Source organism: Halopenitus salinus (assembly GCF_055397165.1).
Window position 1 is genome coordinate 2,565,088 of the sequence record NZ_AP043853.1, and the last position, 14,555, is coordinate 2,579,642.

General features: G+C 66.1%; 16 protein-coding genes and 1 tRNA gene. 12 read left to right on the plus strand and 5 right to left on the minus strand.

From position 1 onward, the window contains the following. Positions 1-34 precede the first annotated feature (34 nt). Entirely contained in the window at positions 35-1,069 is a 1,035-nt protein-coding gene (locus tag ACZ5YD_RS14695; RefSeq protein WP_379740602.1) for a DUF7972 family membrane protein, read from the minus strand. 104 nt (positions 1,070-1,173) lie between these two features. Between ACZ5YD_RS14695 and ACZ5YD_RS14700 the strand changes: the two genes are divergently transcribed. Continuing rightward, a complete protein-coding gene (locus ACZ5YD_RS14700; RefSeq protein ID WP_379740599.1) occupies positions 1,174-2,028 on the plus strand; it encodes a TatD family hydrolase in 855 nt (284 codons plus the stop codon). A gap of 17 nt (positions 2,029-2,045) precedes the next feature. On the opposite strand, the gene ACZ5YD_RS14705 is transcribed toward ACZ5YD_RS14700, so the two are convergent. Further along, positions 2,046-2,765, minus strand: a complete 720-nt coding sequence (locus ACZ5YD_RS14705; protein ID WP_379740596.1) for a DUF1405 domain-containing protein — start codon at positions 2,763-2,765, stop codon at positions 2,046-2,048. Positions 2,766-2,838: 73 nt separating this feature from the next. Between ACZ5YD_RS14705 and ACZ5YD_RS14710 the strand changes: the two genes are divergently transcribed. The 4 genes from ACZ5YD_RS14710 (at position 2,839) to ACZ5YD_RS14725 (ending at position 4,390) form a co-directional block, all read left to right on the plus strand. Beyond that, complete coding sequence (locus ACZ5YD_RS14710; RefSeq protein WP_379740592.1) at positions 2,839-3,525, plus strand: FxsA family protein; 687 nt, start codon at positions 2,839-2,841, stop codon at positions 3,523-3,525. Between the two features lie 123 nt (positions 3,526-3,648). After that, positions 3,649-3,722, plus strand: a tRNA-Ile gene (locus tag ACZ5YD_RS14715). Positions 3,723-3,919: 197 nt separating this feature from the next. Further along, a complete protein-coding gene (locus ACZ5YD_RS14720; protein WP_464384453.1) occupies positions 3,920-4,111 on the plus strand; it encodes a DUF7563 family protein in 192 nt (63 codons plus the stop codon). Between the two features lie 66 nt (positions 4,112-4,177). Next, positions 4,178-4,390 (plus strand): hypothetical protein, encoded by a 213-nt coding sequence (locus ACZ5YD_RS14725; RefSeq protein WP_379740589.1) that lies wholly within the window; start codon positions 4,178-4,180, stop codon positions 4,388-4,390. A gap of 133 nt (positions 4,391-4,523) precedes the next feature. On the opposite strand, the gene ACZ5YD_RS14730 is transcribed toward ACZ5YD_RS14725, so the two are convergent. Continuing rightward, entirely contained in the window at positions 4,524-6,350 is a 1,827-nt protein-coding gene (locus ACZ5YD_RS14730; RefSeq protein WP_379740586.1) for a sensor histidine kinase, read from the minus strand. 481 nt (positions 6,351-6,831) lie between these two features. Between ACZ5YD_RS14730 and ACZ5YD_RS14735 the strand changes: the two genes are divergently transcribed. The 6 genes from ACZ5YD_RS14735 to ACZ5YD_RS14760 all read left to right on the plus strand — a co-directional run bounded on the left by ACZ5YD_RS14735 (position 6,832) and on the right by ACZ5YD_RS14760 (position 12,082). Next, positions 6,832-7,251, plus strand: a complete 420-nt coding sequence (locus ACZ5YD_RS14735) for a PIN domain-containing protein (RefSeq protein ID WP_379740583.1) — start codon at positions 6,832-6,834, stop codon at positions 7,249-7,251. 43 nt (positions 7,252-7,294) lie between these two features. Then, complete coding sequence (locus tag ACZ5YD_RS14740; RefSeq protein WP_379740580.1) at positions 7,295-8,452, plus strand: MFS transporter; 1,158 nt, start codon at positions 7,295-7,297, stop codon at positions 8,450-8,452. Positions 8,453-8,954: 502 nt separating this feature from the next. Next, a complete protein-coding gene (locus tag ACZ5YD_RS14745; protein WP_379740577.1) occupies positions 8,955-10,187 on the plus strand; it encodes a hydroxyacid-oxoacid transhydrogenase in 1,233 nt (410 codons plus the stop codon). 130 nt (positions 10,188-10,317) lie between these two features. Then, positions 10,318-10,569 (plus strand): hypothetical protein, encoded by a 252-nt coding sequence (locus tag ACZ5YD_RS14750; RefSeq protein WP_379740574.1) that lies wholly within the window; start codon positions 10,318-10,320, stop codon positions 10,567-10,569. 76 nt (positions 10,570-10,645) lie between these two features. Then, complete coding sequence (locus ACZ5YD_RS14755; RefSeq protein WP_379740571.1) at positions 10,646-11,521, plus strand: homoserine kinase; 876 nt, start codon at positions 10,646-10,648, stop codon at positions 11,519-11,521. Between the two features lie 183 nt (positions 11,522-11,704). Then, a complete protein-coding gene (locus ACZ5YD_RS14760; protein WP_379740569.1) occupies positions 11,705-12,082 on the plus strand; it encodes a DUF7522 family protein in 378 nt (125 codons plus the stop codon). Between the two features lie 47 nt (positions 12,083-12,129). On the opposite strand, the gene pdxS is transcribed toward ACZ5YD_RS14760, so the two are convergent. Beyond that, positions 12,130-13,038 (minus strand): pyridoxal 5'-phosphate synthase lyase subunit PdxS, encoded by a 909-nt coding sequence (pdxS, locus tag ACZ5YD_RS14765; RefSeq protein ID WP_379740566.1) that lies wholly within the window; start codon positions 13,036-13,038, stop codon positions 12,130-12,132. Positions 13,039-13,189: 151 nt separating this feature from the next. Between pdxS and fer the strand changes: the two genes are divergently transcribed. After that, positions 13,190-13,918, plus strand: a complete 729-nt coding sequence (fer, locus tag ACZ5YD_RS14770; RefSeq protein WP_379740563.1) for a ferredoxin Fer — start codon at positions 13,190-13,192, stop codon at positions 13,916-13,918. Positions 13,919-13,964: 46 nt separating this feature from the next. On the opposite strand, the gene ACZ5YD_RS14775 is transcribed toward fer, so the two are convergent. Then, positions 13,965-14,534: a J domain-containing protein gene (locus tag ACZ5YD_RS14775; protein WP_379740560.1), complete on the minus strand. Its 570-nt coding sequence runs from the start codon at positions 14,532-14,534 to the stop codon at positions 13,965-13,967. Positions 14,535-14,555 lie beyond the last annotated feature (21 nt).

The window sequence follows — 14,555 nt, forward strand, 5'->3', positions numbered from 1 at the left end:
GACCGCCGATCCGACGCGCCGCCGACCCGGCGCCTCACCGGTCCCACTCGACCTCGCTCACCTCGTCGGTCTCCCGGAGAATAAACGGGCCGATCGAGAGCGTGTGTCTCGTCACCGTTGCGATCCGCATGACGTATGCCAGGAGGATCACGAACGGAACCACGGCAACGGTCGCCGCGGCAGACACCACGAGGACGAGCGTATCGACGTCGAACACCGCGACCCCGTAGGCGCCCGCGTCGAAAAACAGGATCATGCCCGTCGAGACGAGCAACGCGGGGAGGGACGCCGCGAGGATGCGACGCGAGAGGACGATGAGATCCCACTGGAAGTACAGCGTCTTGAAGTGCTCGCGCGCGGGGCCGAAAAACAGGAGCACCTCGATCAACCGCTCGAGGGCTTCGGTACTCTCGGCCGTCAGCGAGTCGCCGTGCCGTTCGTTGAGGCGCCGGGCGGTGAATATCTTCCATGAGTAGTTGAAATCCAACGCGGAGAGGATCACCTCGAACCGGCCGAATCGCGCGTCGTCGAGGCCGCCTGAGACGCGCTCTGCGTTCTCCGTGAGGCTTCCCGTGAGGGTCTCGACTTCCTCCGCCACGTCGTCGTCGACGTCGCTCGGAACCGCATCGCGGAACTCCGACGCACGCTCTCCCGCCACCTGGACGAGCGCGCGCAGGAACTGGCTCGGTCGAACCGGGCTCACCGGCGCCTCGATGGCGTCGGCGACGTCCTCGCGAAACTGCATCGCTTCCTCCATGCGTTCGCGTTGGTCCCCGACCGCCCCGAACTCCTGGGAGAGAACCAGCTGATTCAACGTCACGACGAGCGTGACGCCGGTGATCGTCGCCGTCAGGAACCCCTGAAAGAGGGTGTCGACGGAGTCCCCGCCGCCGATCGCCTCCCTGGCTCCGGGATACAGGTACCCGGTCGCCACCAGGACGACGAACACCGCCGTCGAGACGAGTACGGCGACCAACAAGCGGTCAGCTTCGAAGAGCAACCACGACTTCAGCCGGGACCGTTTCGCCCGCTCGCGGAGCCGATCGTCGGGTGCCTCGTCCGCGGACATGGAACCGTTACTCGTGGGAGACACCAAAGTACCACGGGTCGATCACGGACGCTTTCAGGCTCCGATCGGGGGCGCTTTCAGGCTCGCGCCCGGATCGGTCGTCGATGACCGCACCCCAGCTCGAGACGCCCGTGCTCGACGACCACCTGCACCTCGATCCGCGCCACGGTCGCGGGATGGCGGCCGTCGAGGACTTCCGGAACCTCGGCGGGACGCACCTGCTCGTGGTCAACAAGCCCTCCTGGCACCTCGGCGTCGAGCCCGAGGAGCCGGACGACTTCCGGGCGGTCTTCGAGGAGACGCTGGAGATCGTCGCGGAGGCGAGCGAACTTCTCCCGGGGCGAGCCTGGCCGGTTCTGGGCGTTCATCCCGGACTGATCAGTCGGCTCGTCGACGACCGCGGCTTCACGCCCAAGGAGGCTTGCGAGTTGATGTGCGGCGGGATCTCCGTCGCCGCCGAGTACGTGGCCGACGGCGATGCGCTCGCGTTGAAGTCCGGACGGCCGCACTACGAGGTGACGGAGGCCGTGTGGGAGACCTCCAACGAGGTCACGAGACACGCCTTCTCGCTCGGCGCCGAACACGACTGTGCCGTCCAGCTGCACACCGAGGCGAGCGAGGACCTGCGCGAACTCGCCGAGTGGGCAACGGAGTGCGGGCTCGAGTCCCACTGCGTGGTCAAACACTACGCATCCGGGCGGTTGCGCGGGCCGACGCCGAGCGTGATGAGCGAGCGCGAGCGTCTCGAGCGGGCGGCCGAGCGCGGCGATCCCTTCCTGATGGAGACGGACTTCGTCGACGACCCGGATCGCCCGGGCGCGGTTCTCGGCCCGAAGACCGTACCGCGGCGCGTCCGCTGGCTGTTGGAGGAGGGCTATGAGGACGCCGTCCGGCTCGCACACGTCGAGACGCCGCGTCGGGTCTACGGGATCGACACCGAGGCAACCCTCGATCGATAGACGAGACGAGTCCCGGATCACTTGGCGCCGATCGCCGCGGCCCGGACCTTCTCCAGCCGCGTGAGGAGTAACCAACTGACCGGAGCGATCGTCAACACGACCGCTCCCGCCGCCGCGACCTGCAACACGGTCGTCGTGAACCACGGCGTCGAACCCGCATACGGCAACGCGGTGTGTGTCACCTGTCCGCCCGGCGGGACGAAGTAGTCGAACAGGAGGTCGACGGTGTACCACGCGGCGGCGACGGCGATGGTCCGGAGGCGGAACGCGGCGATCCGGTGGAGGACGAACGCCTGGACCACCATCCCGAGGTGGCTGAAGAATAAAAAGAGGTACATCGGGACCGGGTTCAACTCGAGGAACCCGGGGGCGAAGGCGACGAGGACGTAGGGCGTCCACAGGCCGAGTTTGACGTTCCCGACGAACGCCAGCGCGGAGAGGTAGTCGTTGGGGCGGCCGACGGCCCACGCGGCCAACGCGATCGCGACGAGAAGCGTCGCCGCGGGACTGTCGGGGACGAACGCCCACCACGTCGCGTCGATCTGCCGGAACTGGAACCGGTAGTAGTAGAACCCGAAGGCCGTTCCGACCAGGTTTATCGCGACGATCACCCACACGTACCGCAGCGCGAACGACTCGAGCCGCTCGGGGAGGGGAGCGACCCACCGCGACAACGGCTCACTCTCGGGCGGGTCCGTCGGCGTTCCGTGCGGGCGAGCCGGGTCCGAGCGGTCCATGCGTGTCTCCTCCGCGGGCGACCACAAAGCCGTGACGAAAAGGGCTATGAATGCCCGCTTTGAAACCGTGGGTATGCGACTTCGCTATCTGCTCGCGCTCCTCCTCGTGATTCCGCTCGCGGACGCGTTGTTTCTCGTCGTCGTCGCGGACCGGCTGGGGTGGCAGATCACGGTCGCGCTCGTCGTGCTCACGGCGATCCTCGGAATGCTGCTCGTACGTGCCGAGGGGCGACACACGCTTGCCCGGATCCAGCGCAAGGCCGCCCAGGGCGACCCGCCGACCGACGAGCTTCTCGACGGCGCGTTTTTGATCGCCGCCGGCGCGTTCCTCCTCACGCCGGGGCTCGTCACCGACGCGATCGGATTCCTGCTCGCGCTGCCCCCGACACGGGTACCGATCCGCGCAGGGGTCAAGCGGTTCCTCGTCGTCCCCTACCTCGAGCGGCGTACGGGCGGATTCGCCTCGGGGAACGTCTACATCGGCGGCTTTCCGAACGGCGATGGCGACGGAAACGGATTCGGAGCTGCCGGATTTGGAGGCACGGACTTCGGAGCCGGCGGGGGATTCGACGGAACGGGATCGGGTTCCGGATCCGGCGGAGCGGCGAGCGGCTCCCGTAGAGAGGCGTCCACGGACGACGACGTCGTCGATGTCGACTTCTCGGTGGACGACGAGGTGTCGGCCGAGGACGAGGAGTCGTCCAGGAACGAGGGGTCGACCGATAGCGATGCGACGGACGATGAGGGCGTGGGTCGATAGTACCGCGACCGATCGGCGGCTTCGATCGACCGACGTCGGGTGACAATAATCGACGTACTGCGGTGCGATGTGAAAGGGAAACCCTTAAACTCCTACCAACGCAAGCGGAGAACGCGCTCGCCTGGGCCAATAGCTCAGTCAGGTTGAGCGCTCGGCTGATAACCGGGAGGTCCACGGTTCAAATCCGTGTTGGCCCACCTGCAAAAAACCCGGAACCTATCCGGGTGAAATTGGTGGGCTGGGACTCCCCAGCCATCCAATTTCGGTATTATAACGAATTTGAGGTACCTCTCTATTCGCGTTGTTTGAGGTGTTCACCAGGCGCGGGTCGACGCTGTACTGCGGTGCGTGTGACTGGAGAAGCATCCAGTCTCGACACCGGGAGGTGTCAGCCATGATCCGTCTTGATCGCGGATCAAGCGCCGACCACGAGTGTCGACACTGCGGGACTCACGTGTCCGACACGTTCCGTCGAACCTTCGGCGACGACGAGGGTCGTGTCTATCGGTGCCTCGCCTGCGATACGCGAGCCCGCATCCAGCTCGGGAGTGCCGCCGGACGCGACGTCGATTGGCGATCCCGCTGACCAACCGAATCGGAACCGTGGGACACACACCGACCAACTCGAGAACCCGAACAGTGGTGGTTCGCCGTGAGTTCGTTCGACGAACCCACCGCTGACGATCTCCGTTCCCGCAGTGATCACGCGGTTCGTGCCGCGTGGTATCTCGTGGTCGTGACCGTCTCGAGCGGTGTCGGGGTGTGGATACTGCACCGCTTCGAACTCGGTGCGCTCGTCGACCAGCGCATGTTCCAGCTCGACCAGCAGGAGCAGACCACCGCCGCGTCCTCGCGACGCGTGTAACACGGTCGGATAGCGACTCGTTGTTCTGTTCGCTAGTCAAAACGGGGTCCGAATACCGAGATGTGGCACAGCGATCACATTCCTTGCGTCAGTATTCGACTGAACCAGTCGTGTTGTGGCTCGTGCGTATTGCTCAATCGATGCCCGTGATTTCGAACCGGGCGCCGCCCAACTCACTTTCCGTGGCGCGGATCTCCCAGCCGTGCGCCTCAACGATATCCGCGACGATCGCGAGCCCGAAGCCAGCTCCGGCAGTCGTCGAGTGCCCGCTCTCGAAAACCTTGTCGCGGTCATCCTCGGGGATCCCCGGCCCATCGTCCTCGACATAGAACCCGTGCTCAAGTGTGCCAACGGTGACCGTCACATCCGCCTCACCGTGCTCAATGGCGTTCCGGAACAGGTTCTCGAACAACTGCCGGAGCCGCGAGGCGTCTGCTGGCACCGTGTCGTGGGCCATGATCTGGAGGGTGGCGCTGTCCGTCGGCACGGATTCCCACGCCAACTCCGCGAGTTCCCCGAGTATAACGAGCTCAACGTCGCCGATCGCTTTGCCTGCCTTCGACAGCGCGAGCAGGTCGTCGATGAGTGCTTCCATCCGCTCGACCGCGTCGAAACAGTGGGCGAACTCCTCCGCATCGCCGGTCTCCTTGGCAAGTTCGAGCCGACCCGATAGGACGTTCAACGGGTTCCGGAGGTCGTGACTGATGATGCCGGCGAACTGCTCGAGGCGCTCGTTCTGTCGCTGGAGTTCTGCAGTTACCTGTTTGCGCTGGAGTTCGTAACTCACCCAGCGACTCATCAAATCGACGAGCGTCATGTCCCACTCGGAGAACTGATCGGCTCGCGTGTCCCTCCCGTAGAAACAGAACGTGCCGTACACGCCATCGTTATCGTACACCGGTGCCCCGAGATAACAGGAGATGCCCCAGTCGGTGTAGCCGGCGCGGTCGGTTTGCTCCGGCGCATCCTGCGCGATGTTCCCCCATGCAAGGGTCTCTCGCTGGGTCGCCACACGTTCACAGTTCGTCGCTTCGAGCGGTACCGTGTCCCCCGCCTGGAGACTGTCGTCGTCGGCAGCGACGATCTCGAACAGGTACTCATCGCCTCGAATCTCCGAGAGCGAGCCGTACTCCGTCCCGAACTCTGCACGTCCGAGCGCGAGCAGCTGTTGGATTTGTTCGGTGAACGTGCTGTCGCGATCGGCAGTAATCGTGTATAGCTCTTTGAGTATCTGTTCACGGTGTTCGAGTTCCGCGCGATGTTGGTGCTGTTCGGTGATTTCGCGAAAGTAGATGGAGAGCCCGGTTTCGTCAGGGAACGCCCGAACGTCGAACCACTCGTCCAGCGGCGGGAAGTACTCCTCAAACGAAACGGCCTCGTCAGTCTCTATCGCCCGGTGATACTCCTCGTAGAAGATCGTGTCGACGGCATCGGGAATTTCCTCCCACAGGTGAAGTCCCTCGAACGTCGTTTCCTCGCGGGGGGTCCCCATTGCGTTGGCGAGCACTTGTTTTCCCTTCTCGTTGGCGTAGGTGATCCGCCAGTCGGTATCGACGGCCAAGAAGCCATCGCGCATCCGGTTCAGGATCGCGTTCCGCTCACGTTCGGCCGCCTTTCGTTCGGTGATATCACGGCCAATTCCGGCGAACGCATAGGGGCTGTCTTCAGGGAGCCGCGTCGCTCTGAACTCGTAAGGGATACGGTCGCCGTCCGCCGTCACCAACTCTACTTCGACAACAGCGTCACCGGTTTCGAACAGCTCGTTGATTGCTTCGGTGACGCGGTCGCTATCCGGTTGGTCAAAGAAGTCGGAGGGGGTCATCGTCCCCGCTTCCACGTTAGTGTACCCGGTGATCTCGGCAGCGGCTTGGTTCCAGAGTTCGATGTAACCGGATTCGTTGACCGCAAAGAAGATATCCTCAAGAGCGTTGACTAGAGGCGGTATGGTTTCTGTCTTCACGATACTCTCTTGTCTGCTATGGGTCCCGAATCCATATAAGAGTCTGGGGGCAGAGGTGTTCAGAACACTGTCTTCGGCAACCGCCTATTTCGTCTGGTCGATCAGGGGCGCACCGTCGTCGACGTCGAACACGCGATGTCCGTGCCGACGCCGCTCAACGAGCTGGGGAGACGAGTGATCTCCCCAGTCGTGAAACGGATCGAAAGACATCGCGCGACGGGATCGAGGCTCTTCCGACACCAGCCATATCTTTTTACTCCTTGAGTCAGGATCTCATGGTGCCTACTCACAAATTCAATGGGATTATCGGTAGGCAAGCACGGAATTGAGGGAGCTACACGCGGATTGAGTCATCGCATGTCATGCTCTCCGGGGGGTTGCGGAGGCACCCCCCGATTTCGTAGCAGAACGGAGGTTCGGTCAGTCCAACAGTCCGCATCACTCACCTCCGTTTACGGTCCTGGATCATTGGACCGCAAACGTGTATCTTGACACCGACGTCGTCCTCGCGGTGTTGAAAGCTGACGACCGGCTCAGCTCCGCGGTCGATCTCGACGCGATCGACGACCCGAAGACCTCCGTCTCGACCTGTATTGAGGTCCAGTACGCGATGGAAGACGAGTGGACCCGCGAGCGGGTCACCAGCGTGAACGAATCACTGACTGACGAAGGGATCGAACTCGTGCCGCTGCGGGAGTCCCACGTCGCCGCAGGCGGAGCGCTGCAACGGAAATACGACCGACTGAACCTCTTCGACGCGGTCCACCTCGGAACTGCGGACGGTCTTTCGGAAACGCTCGTCCCGGCTTCCGTGTTCCGACCGGTCGATCGCCGATCGCGAGCGGATCGATCGAGTCCCGACAGCGGACAACCGTCTCGAGAGAGGATCCGGAACTCGTGAGGGGGTTCGCAACACTTGACTCCCCCAGGTCGAAAGTGCCGTCGTGAGTCGCCGTCGTCTATTCGGTTCGCTTTGCGGGCTCGTCTTCTTCCTCAACCTCGCCAGAGTCGTGTTCGCGCCGCTTTTGAACGTGTTCATCGCCGAGTTCGGCATCGGCGAGGCGACCGCGGGCCTCATCGTGACGCTCACGTGGGTCGGCAGCGCGGCCCTTCGACTCCCGGCCGGGTGGCTGCTCACGCGCGTCCCACGACACCATCTCGTCCTGGCCTCGGGAGCCATCCTCGCGGGGGCGGCGGCCGGCGCGGGCGCGGCGACGACCGTGCGTCAGCTCATGCTCGGGGCGTTCCTCATGGGGACCGCCTCCGGCGTGTATTTCGTCTCGGCGAACCCGCTTTTGAGCGAACTGTTCCCGGAGGCGGTCGGCCGCATCCTCGGGATCCACGGTGCGGCGACCCAGTCCGCGGCCGTGGTCGCGGCGCCGCTCGTCACCGTCGCGGTGTGGTTCGACTGGCGGTACGCGCTGTGGACGATCGCCGTCGGCGTCGCCGTGGTGACCGTCTACGCCGTCGTTCAGGCCCGCCGGACGGAGATGCCCGCCGCGGGCGAGGCGGATCGATCGCTGATCGCGGGGGCGCTCTCGGAGTGGCGGATCATCCTCACGGCGCTGGGGCTGGCCGGGCTCGTCGTCTTCGTCTGGCAGGGCGTGTTCAACTTCTACGAGCTGTACATGCAGTCGCGCGGTCTCTCTCCGACGGCGGCTTCGACGATGTTGACGATCGTCTTCGCGGCCGGCATCCCCGCGTTCTTCATCGCCGGCGAGCTGGTCGATCGACTGCCGTCGGTCCCGTTGTTGCTCGCCATCGTCGGGTCCTTCGCCGGCTGCCTGCTGTTGTTGGTCGCGGCCGACGGCTTCGTCGCCCTCGCGGTGATCTCCGCGGTCATCGGATTCGTCATCCACGCGCTGTTCCCGGCGACCGACGCCTACATCCTGACCGCGCTTCCGGATTCCGCCCGGGCGAGCGCCTACGCCGTGTTCAGCTCCGTGTGGATGCTCTCACAGTCGATCGGCTCGTCGGTTCTTGGAAGTTTGATCGAGCGCGGCTACGCCTACGACACGGTTTTCGTCGCGGCCTCGGTGGCCCTCCTCGCGACGCTCGTCGTGCTCGCCGGCCTCGAACGGGACGGTCGACTGCCGACGTGAACCGCCGTTCGGCGACCACGTGCATCGGCATTCCCTGGAATCGACGAAAAGGGGCGACGGGGGGACGTCGCCACAGCAATGGTGGGGGGACACGATCGCGGATCGCTCGGGTCGCGTCGATCGTGCGGTGGTGGCCTCGGGATGGAGGCCACATCGGGGGTAGACCGGGAGCCGGTATTGTTATGAGCGACCTACCGTGGCCCCGACGGTCGAGGAACCACCTCTCTCGGCGGTCAACGGCCGATCGAAGGACGTCGATTCGCCTCGCTTCCGTCCTGCGATCGTGTGGTCTCGCCCCGCTCTAACGTCCCGTTCGTCCCTCGATATCGACGATTTCGGAGCCGGATCGTCGATCGTTCGTCGACCTCGAGATCAGTCCTCCTCTCAGGCTCGTTCGTCGATTCCGAGATCGCTCCGCGCTCTCGAGATCGGTCATCGGTCTCGTCGGTCATCTGAAAGCTGCTTACCTATTTATGTCGCCCACCCGATCACCGTCCCGTACATGGTGTATGAGTCCGAATCGGTCTGGGAGTTCGAGATGGCCAAGAACGTCACCTTCGGGGTCGGCGCGGCCGCGGAACTCGGCGGAGTCGTCCGCGAATTCGACGCGGACTCGGTCCTCGTGGTCACGGATCCCGGCGTCTCGGAGGCCGGAGTCGTCGACGAGGCGACCGAGTCGCTCGCTCCGGACGACTACACGGTCTTCGACGAGGTCGAACCGGAACCGTCGGTCGAGGTCTTCGACCGTGCCCTCGAGGAGGCGGCGGCGGTCGATCCGGACTTCATCGTCGGCCTCGGCGGCGGAAGCTCGATGGACGTCGCGAAGACCACGAGCGTCGTTCACGAACACGGCGGCGACATCCTGGATTACGTCGCGCCGCCGACCGGCGGGGGACGGGACGTTCCCGGACCCGGAGTCCCGACCGCGTGTCTGCCGACGACGGCGGGAACCGGATCGGAGACGTCGCCGGTCTCGGTCATCTCCCTGCCCGAGGAGGATCTCAAGGTCGGGATCTCGAGCCGCCACCAGCGTCCCGACGTCGCGCTCGTCGATCCGGGGCTGACGGTGTCGCTCCCGCCGGGACCGACGGCCTCCTCGGGGATGGACGCGCTCTCACACGCCATCGAGGCGTACGTCACCCGCCGGTACGACGCGAAGCCCGCACCGCAAGACCGGACGGATCGTCCCGATTACAACGGCCGATCCGTGCTCACGGACCAGCTCGCGAGAACCGCGATCGAGCACATCGGCGACGGGCTCCGTGACGCGGTGAACAACGGCGAGGACGTCGAGGCGCGACGGAACATGTCCCTCGGAAGCTTGATGGCGGGGGCCGCGTTCACGAACGCCGGGCTCGGAGCGACCCACGCCATCGCGATGGCGGCCGGGGCCGTCCACCACACGCCACACGGCGTCACCATCGCGTTGACGCTGCCCGAGGTGATCCGGTTCAACGCGACGAGCGCGTTCGACCGCTATGCCGAGATCGCGGAGCTCCTCGGGGAGGACACGAGCGGGCTGAGCGACGACGAGGCGGCCGAGGCGGCGGCCGTCGCGGTGGAGAAGCTGGCCGCCGACGTGGGGATCGAGGGCGGCTTGTCCTCGCTCGGGATCGGACCGGACGACGTCGATCACCTCGCCGAGCGGTCGAACGCGCTCCAGCGACTCCTCGTCGGGAATCCCCGCCGCGTCACGAGAGAGGACCTCGAAGGGATCATCGAACGGTCGCTTTGAGATCGTCGAACGGGGCGCCTCGAGCCGGTGGTCGAACCGGGTGCCTCGAACCGGTCGGAGGCCCGGAGCGTTCCCGGCGTCCGCGAAAACGGAACTTTAATGCGCGAATCGGCCGGACCGTGAAACGAGAATGATCCCGCTGCAATCTCTGATCGACGGGTTCCTGCTCGACTACCACCTGGGTCACATCCTGTTGGTCGCGTTCGCAGTGACGACCGTGGGTGCCCTGCTGCTCAAGAGCCAGCGCGTTCTCGCCGCCAACCTCGCACTGTTCGGGCTGATCTTCGCGGTCGCGCCCTTCACGACGATGTCGGCGCCGTTCATCTTCTTCGGGCTGGCGCTTCTCGTCATCGCACCGCTGCTTTGGACCACGGCCAGGTGACCGTCGATCCGGCGGAACTCGGCGGCGGCGATCGCGGAACCAGCCCCTTTTTTGCCCACCGCCGCAACCCCACGGTATGATCACGGTACGGGCACCCGCGACGAGCGCGAACCTCGGAAGCGGGTTCGATACCTTCGGTGCCGCGCTCGCCCGGCCGGCAGACGTCGTCGCCGTCTCGAAGGCGGAGACCACCTCCATCGAGGTGACCGGCGTCGGCGCACAGTACATCCCCGAGGACCCCGAAAAGAACACCGTCGGGGCCGTCGTCGAGGCGCTCGACGCGCCCGCACACATCCACATCGACAAGGGGGTTCGTCCGGCTTCCGGACTCGGGTCCTCGGCGGCGAGCGCGGCGGCGGCGGCGGTCGGGCTCAACGAGCTGTACGACCGCGGATACACCCGCGAGGAACTCGTTCCGATCGCCGCGGAGGGCGAGGCGGTCGTCTCCGGGGTCGCTCACGCCGACAACGTCGCTCCGGCCATCGTCGGCGGGTTCACCGTCACGACTCCGACGGCCACCCACGGGGTCGAGACGGACATCCCGGTCGTGGCGTGTCTGCCCGACGTCGCGGTCTCGACGCGGGACGCACGCCGGGTCGTCCCCGAGACCGCCTCCATGGATCAGGTGGTCGAGACGGTCGGCAACGCCGCGACGCTGACGATCGGGATGTGTCGCTCCGATCCCGACCTCGTCGGCTCGGGGATGTGCGACTCGGTGGTGACTCCAGAACGCGCCCGCCTCATCACCGGCTACGAGGACGTCCGCGAGGCCGCCTTCGCGGCGGGCGCGACCGGCGTCACGGTGAGCGGCGCGGGCCCGGCGATCCTCGCCGCCTGCGAGATGGACGACAGGCGACACGTCGCGGCCGCGATGGTCGACGCCTTCGCGGGCGCGGGCGTCGAGTCGCGCGCCTACCAGACGCGGATCGGTCCCGGAGCGACCATCGTCTGATCCCCGGAGCGGCCATCGTCTGATCCCCGGAGCGGCCATCGTCTGATCCCCGGAGCGGCCATCGTCTGATCCCCGGAGCGGCCATCGTCTGATCCGGGACGTACCGTCGGCGTCCCGGACCGTATCGATCCCCGAGAATCGGGGGTGGATTATTTAGGTGTGTGCCCTGTTGTGAGCTACCGTATGAGCGACGACGAGCTGTCCGATCCACTGCGGGATCAGCTGTTGAGCGCGGCGCGAACCGCGATCGGCGACGAGCTTCGAAGCCTCACGTACTTCACCGAGGACGCGGTCGAGCAGATCTACCTCCGCGGTGACTTGGAACGGAGCGCCGACCTCGTCGGGTTCGCGGAGCGCGAGCGGATGGGCTTTCACTCGAAGTCCCTCTACAGGGGGACCCAGCTCGACGACTACCAGTTCACGATCCGGGTCTTCGAGCGAGGGTACCTGACCCGGGTGATCGCCGGCGATCACGGCGTGTGGGCGACCACGGACGAGATGCGGATCGACCGGTTCGAGGAGCTCGCAAGCGCGTTGACGACGGTGCTGGAGGACCTGTAGGTGACCGAACGGGAAGAACGCGAGGGACGTGTCAGAAGATATCCGCTTTAGACGCCGCGACCCTGCAGGCGCTCCTCCTCCTCGAGCGAGTCGTTGGAGCGACCCTTCATGCCGCTTCCGGCGCCGCGGGCGATCTCGGCGAGTTCGTCGGCGTCGTCCCAGTTGTTCACGGCCTCGACGATGGCGGTCCCCATCTCCGTCGGGTTCTCCGCGCCGAAGATCCCCGAGCCGACGAAGATGCCGTCACACCCGTGGTGCATCATCAAGGCGGCGTCGGCGGGCGTCGCGATCCCGCCGGCCGCGAAGTTGACGACCGGTAGCCGACCCACGTCGGCCGTCTCGTGGACCAGATCCCGGGGCGCGCCGTGCTCGCGGGCCCACGCCTCGCGCTCGTCGTGATCGAGGCCGGCGATCTCGCGGATCTGTCGCTGCATGGTGCGCTGGTGTTTGACCGCCTGGTTGACGTCGCCGGTTCCGGCCTCGCCCTTGGTGCGGATCATCGCGGCGCCCTCGTTGATGCGTCGAAGCGCCTCGGGGAGGTTCCGAGCGCCGCAGACGAACGGGGCCGTGAACTCGCGTTTGTCGATGTGGAACTCGTCGTCGGCGGGCGTGAGCACCTCCGACTCGTCGATCATGTCGACGCCGAGCGACTCGAGGATCTGCGCCTCCTTGCGGTGGCCGATCCGTGATTTGCCCATCACCGGAATCGAGACCTCGTCGATGATCGAGACCACGTTCTCGGGGTCGGGCATCCGGGCGACGCCGCCGCGTTTCCGGATGTCGGCGGGAACCGCCTCGAGCGCCATCACCGCGACCGCGCCGGCGTCCTCGGCGATGCGGGCCTGCTCGCGCGTGACGACGTCCATGATGACGCCGCCCTTCTGCATCCGGGCGAAGCCACGCTTTACCAGTTCGGTTCCGCGTTTGAGTTCCTCGAGATCCGTGGCGTCTGCCATGGTGAAATTCTGGGTCGGAGACCACTTAACGTGCGTCCTTCGGCCTCGAACGCGCGTCCCAACGCCGATGTCGAGTGCGCACGTTCGACGTCGTGGGGCCGTGGCGCGCCGTGTTGGGAAGCCTTTTGGGTCCGATCGGACAAGTGAATCCATGGCCTCCCCGTACGAGGTGCTCGGGGTCGATCCGGACGCAGACGACGGGGAGATCGAACGCGCCTACAGGCGGCGAGTGCTCGAGACCCATCCCGACCACGGCGGGTCGGCCGAGGCGTTCCAGGACGTGAAGACCGCCTACGAGGCCGTTCTCGCGGGCGAGGGTGACGACGAGTCCCTGCTCGAGTCGGGAGAGGGATCGTCCGGAAGCGACGGGAACCGATCCCGCAAAGCGTCTTCGGGTTCCGGCTCGCAAGCGGGCGGGGAGAACGGCAACGACGACGGCGGCGAATCCGAGCCCGTCGGTGCCACGGTCGAGTACCTCGATTACGAGGTGCTCGCGGACCGTGGCTGGTCGCTCGACGACGAGAACCTCTTCGACCGGGCGGCCGACGCCGACCTCTCGTCGGCCGATCACGGGCGGTTCCTCGCGGAGCCGGACGAGACCCTCCTCGAGGCAGCCGAGAAACGCGGGTTCGCGTGGCCCTACGCCTGCCGTGGCGGGGCCTGTGCGAACTGCGCGGTCGCGGTGATCGAGGGGGAGCTGTCCATTCCGGTCAACCACGTCCTCCCCGACGAGATGACGGAACGCGGGATCCGGCTGTCGTGTGTGGCGGAGATCGTCTCCGATGAGCTTCGAGTGGTCTACAACCTCAAACACCTCCCGAAGCTCGAGGAGCTTCGCCTGCCGTCGGATCCGTTCGACCGCTCGCGCGCCAGCGATTGAATCGGACGTGCGGGATCCGGCTCGTGGGCGCGAACTCGTGAGTGAGCTACTCCCGGAGTCGATCGTAGGCCCGCGTGAGCTCCTTGAACGCGGCTTCGTCGCCCCCGTCGGCGTCGGGATGCAGCGTCTTCGCTCGCTCCCTGTAGGCCGCGCGGACGGTCTCCTGGTCGGCCTCCGGGTCGACCCCGAGGGTCTCCGCGGCCTCCCGACGCGTCGGCGCCGGATCGGCGGCAGCCGAGGCCCGGTCGGTCCGGGCTCCGGCGTGAGTTCCCGCCCCTCCGGACCGTGTTCCGCCGCGACCACCGGCCGTCCCGCGCGCCCCGTCGAAGGCGGCCTCGCGGTTCCTTCGGGCGCTGGCGCGCGTTCGTTCGTACTCGCGGGCGCGACCGTCCCCGGCGGATCGCCTCCCGCGGGTTCGCCCGCTCGACGTCCGACGCGTACGAACCCGGTCGGCGAGTCGGCCGCTGGCGTGCAGCCAGAGGAGGTAGGCCGCGAGGCCGAACGGAACGGCGACGAAGACGAGGATCGGATGGACCACGAGCCCGGCGACGGCGAGCACCACCGTGAGTCCGATGAACGTCGCGGCGAGTCCGACCACGAGCTTCCGGTTCCTCACACGTTCGGTTGGGAACGCGGA

Coding starts and splice junctions, on each gene's coding strand:
- ACZ5YD_RS14700 (WP_379740599.1), top strand. CDS start 1,174: ATGACCGCACCCCAGCTCGAGACGCCCGTGCTCGACGACCACCTGCAC.
- ACZ5YD_RS14755 (WP_379740571.1), top strand. CDS start 10,646: ATGATCACGGTACGGGCACCCGCGACGAGCGCGAACCTCGGAAGCGGG.
- fer (WP_379740563.1), top strand. CDS start 13,190: ATGGCCTCCCCGTACGAGGTGCTCGGGGTCGATCCGGACGCAGACGAC.
- ACZ5YD_RS14695 (WP_379740602.1), bottom strand. CDS start 1,069: ATGTCCGCGGACGAGGCACCCGACGATCGGCTCCGCGAGCGGGCGAAA.
- ACZ5YD_RS14710 (WP_379740592.1), top strand. CDS start 2,839: ATGCGACTTCGCTATCTGCTCGCGCTCCTCCTCGTGATTCCGCTCGCG.
- pdxS (WP_379740566.1), bottom strand. CDS start 13,038: ATGGCAGACGCCACGGATCTCGAGGAACTCAAACGCGGAACCGAACTG.
- ACZ5YD_RS14745 (WP_379740577.1), top strand. CDS start 8,955: ATGGTGTATGAGTCCGAATCGGTCTGGGAGTTCGAGATGGCCAAGAAC.
- ACZ5YD_RS14760 (WP_379740569.1), top strand. CDS start 11,705: ATGAGCGACGACGAGCTGTCCGATCCACTGCGGGATCAGCTGTTGAGC.
- ACZ5YD_RS14705 (WP_379740596.1), bottom strand. CDS start 2,765: ATGGACCGCTCGGACCCGGCTCGCCCGCACGGAACGCCGACGGACCCG.
- ACZ5YD_RS14720 (WP_464384453.1), top strand. CDS start 3,920: ATGATCCGTCTTGATCGCGGATCAAGCGCCGACCACGAGTGTCGACAC.
- ACZ5YD_RS14750 (WP_379740574.1), top strand. CDS start 10,318: ATGATCCCGCTGCAATCTCTGATCGACGGGTTCCTGCTCGACTACCAC.